The following is a 3,317-nucleotide window of genomic DNA, read 5'->3' as shown; positions in this document are numbered from 1 at the left end:
GGCTCTGCCCGCGGCCCGCCTCGGAATGGCGCGGCGGAATTTCCGCCGCCCCGGCCGCCGCAGGAGCTACCGGCCGCCGAAGTTGGCTTCGATGTACTCTCCGAGCGTGAACGCCTTCGGCACATCGGGTTTGTCGAGTGCCGCAATCCGCGTGTCGATCCGCAGCGGCAGGCGTTGGAAGACCAGCTTTTCGAGGAACGAGTCGATCTCGAAGCGGTTCTCGTTCATCGGCGAGACGGCGATCTCGTGTCCCGCATTGGCGACCGAGTAGAACGCATGGGGAACCCCCATTTCGGTGAGTTGCGCGGCGATATATTCCGAACCGAAGAACCCGGCCCCCATGGCACGCACGGCGCCGTAGGGCACGTTGCGGTCGGCATCTCCGTGGAAGAGCAGCATCGGCGCCGGCGTGCGCGCCGTGCCCCACGCCAGATCGTCGCCCACGGCGAAAAGGGCGCCCGCGAACGCGATCACACCCCCGTAATTGAACTCCGCGGGCAATTTGCGCGCGGCCTCGGCGCCCGCGCAGAGACCGTATTCGGCTTGCAGCACCGTGATGGCTCCGGCGCTCGAACCGCAGGCTACGATCCGGCGGGGGTCGATCCCCCACTCGTCGGCATGGGCCAGCAGATAGGCCGTCGCGCTGTACAGATCCTCGGCGGCCGTCTCGATGCTGGCCGGAAAGGCCGCGGGGAAGGTTCGTTCGTCGAGCGTGCCGGCTTCGTAAGCGGCCCGCAGACCGAGCCGGTAGTCGATCGAGGCCACGGTGAATCCGCGGCGCGCCATGTACTCGAAGAACGGCAGGTACGAGGCGTCGTCGCGGCTGCCCCACACGAAGCCGCCGCCGAAGACGAAGACCAGACAGGGCGCCGGCTCCGCCCTGTCGCCCTGCACGCGGTAGCGATCCACGCGCAGCGAATCGCTCCCTTCGACGGCGTAGAGGAACGTCGTCTTCTCCACCTCCTGCGCCGACGCCGCCACGGCGGCGAAGAGCGCTGCGAACCACAGTAACTTTTTCATATCACATCATCTCTTCGTGAGCGAACCGCACGGCGCGGTTCAGAATGCCGACGAAATGTTTCGTCCGGCGGAACTCGGCGAGCGTCCGCTCCAGCAGATCGGGCGCCGCGAGGAACTCCTCCGTGATCCGCTGCTGGATGCAAAAGTCCTTGAGCCTGAGCAATTCGTCGTACTCGCTGCCGCGCGGGAAGCCCGCGGGAGTGCGTTTGAGTTTGTTCTGCTCGCAGACCGTGAAACCCGTCGCCTCGCGGATGGCCGCTGCAATCTCCGCGCCATTGTCGAGTATCTCCTCGCGCACCGAGCGCAGCACGACCGGCCCGGGGCAGTAGAGACCCGCCGTCAGCATGCTGCTCCACACCGGCGTGTCGGCGCAGGGCTCGATGTGAAAATAGTAGCCGGCATAGCCCGACTTCTTGCCGTGCGGGGCTACATAGGCACCGATATAGGTCTTGTAGGGCGACTTGTCGGGGCTGAAGCGCGTGTCGCGGGCGATGCGGTAGGTGCAGTCTTTCGCACGAAGCCCTTGGACCGAAGGGTCGAACGACGCGATTCCGTCGATCAACCCTTCGGCAAAAGCATGGAACTGCGTCTGGACCCTCTTCCAGCGCGCGCGGTTCGCGTCGAACCATTCGCGGGTGTTGTGGTCGTGCAGTTCGCGGAAAAATTCGATGACCTCCTTCATCGGCTACCATGCGAAGAGCGGATAGTCGGCCATCATGGCGTTCACGTCCTTGCGGACGGCCGCGATGTTGGCTTCGTTCTCCGGATCGCTCAGCACGCGGTCGATGAGGCCCACGATGTAGTCCATCTTGTCCTCCTTCACGCCGCGCGTGGTGATGGCCGGCGTGCCGAAACGCAGACCCGAGGTCTGGAACGGCGAGCGGCTGTCGAACGGCACCATGTTCTTGTTGGTGGTGATGTCGGCCGCCACGAGGCACTTCTCGGCCAGCTTGCCCGTCAGTTCGGGGAACTTCGTGCGCAGGTCGACCAGCATCAGGTGGTTGTCCGTGCCGCCCGAAACGATCTTGTAGCCGCGCTTGACGAACGCTTCGGCCATCGCCCGGGCGTTCTTCTGCACCTGCGTCTGGTACTCCTTGTAGGAGGGTTCGAGCGCTTCGCCGAAAGCCACGGCCTTGGCGGCGATCACGTGCTCCAGCGGGCCGCCCTGTATGCCGGGGAAGACGGCCGAGTTGAGCACCTGCGACATCATCTTCACCGCACCCTTCGGGGTCTTGAGGCCCCACGGATTCTCGAAGTCCTTGCCCATGAGGATGATGCCGCCGCGCGGGCCGCGCAGCGTCTTGTGCGTCGTCGAGGTAACGATGTGCGCGTACTTCACGGGGTTCTCCAGCAGTCCGGCGGCGATCAGACCCGCCGTGTGGGCCATGTCGACGAGCAGCAGCGCGCCCACCTTGTCGGCGATTTCGCGCATGCGCTTGTAGTCCCATTCGCGCGAATAGGCCGAAGCGCCGCCCACGATCAGCTTGGGCTTGCATTCGAGGGCCTTCTGCTCCATCTTGTCGTAGTCGATCACGCCTGTCGCCTCGTTGAGCTGGTAGCCCACGGCGTTGAAGTACATGCCCGACATGTTGACCGGCGAACCGTGCGACAAGTGGCCGCCGTGCGCCAGATCGAGGCCCATGAAGGTGTCGCCCGGCTTGAGGCACGCGAAGAAGACGGCCATGTTGGCCTGTGCGCCCGAGTGGGGCTGCACGTTGGCATACTCGGCGCCGTAGAGCCGGCAGATGCGCTCGATGGCGAGGCGCTCCACCTTGTCGACCACCTCGCAGCCGCCGTAGTAGCGGGCGGCGGGATAGCCTTCGGCGTATTTGTTGGTGAGCACGGAGCCCATGGCCTGCATCACCTCGTCGCTGACGAAATTTTCCGAGGCGATCAGCTCGATGCCTTTCATCTGCCGCTGGCGCTCCTCGGCGATCAAATCGAAGATTTGGGTGTCTGTTTTCATTAAAGTGTAAGTAAATTTGGTTGCGTGGTGTAAAGATAGTAATATTTAGCGAATTTCGACACCCCGAAATGCGTTTCCCGAAAAATTTAGTACCTTTGAAGCGTTTTCCGCCTCCGCCGCTGGCGGAGCGCCTACCCGGAAATCCGGTGCTTCCGGGCTCCCGGGAGCGGAGCGCCGAACGTCGGCAGGGGAACCGCCGGCGGGTGCGGCGTCCGAAAAGAGCGCGCGCATCCGCGGCCGGCGCCGGGGCTTGGCCGCGGTGCGGCGCAGGCGGAAGAGCCGGACCGGGCTGCGGGCGGTATACGGTCCGCAGTGAGGGGGGGGCGTGCGC

General features: G+C 64.7%; 3 protein-coding genes. All 3 read right to left on the bottom strand.

Annotated features, from left to right (window positions below):
- Window positions 1-66 precede the first annotated feature (66 nt).
- The 3 genes from BN3659_RS09355 to glyA are packed head-to-tail and all read right to left on the bottom strand — an operon-like array spanning window position 67 to window position 2,986.
- A complete protein-coding gene (locus BN3659_RS09355) occupies window positions 67-1,020 on the bottom strand; it encodes an alpha/beta hydrolase (RefSeq protein WP_091536455.1) in 954 nt (317 codons plus the stop codon).
- A gap of 1 nt (window position 1,021) precedes the next feature.
- Window positions 1,022-1,702, bottom strand: a complete 681-nt coding sequence (locus BN3659_RS09350) for a DUF2461 domain-containing protein (RefSeq protein ID WP_091536454.1) — start codon at window positions 1,700-1,702, stop codon at window positions 1,022-1,024.
- Window positions 1,703-1,705: 3 nt separating this feature from the next.
- Window positions 1,706-2,986 (bottom strand): serine hydroxymethyltransferase, encoded by a 1,281-nt coding sequence (gene glyA, locus BN3659_RS09345; protein WP_091536452.1) that lies wholly within the window; start codon window positions 2,984-2,986, stop codon window positions 1,706-1,708.
- Between the last annotated feature and the right edge of the window lie 331 nt (window positions 2,987-3,317).

Origin of the sequence: Alistipes sp. CHKCI003 (genome assembly GCF_900021155.1) — a bacterium.
GTDB classification, from domain to species: domain Bacteria; phylum Bacteroidota; class Bacteroidia; order Bacteroidales; family Rikenellaceae; genus Alistipes; species Alistipes excrementavium.
The sequence above is the reverse complement of the archived record's forward strand: the minus strand, read 5'-3'. Positions and strand labels throughout refer to the sequence as shown.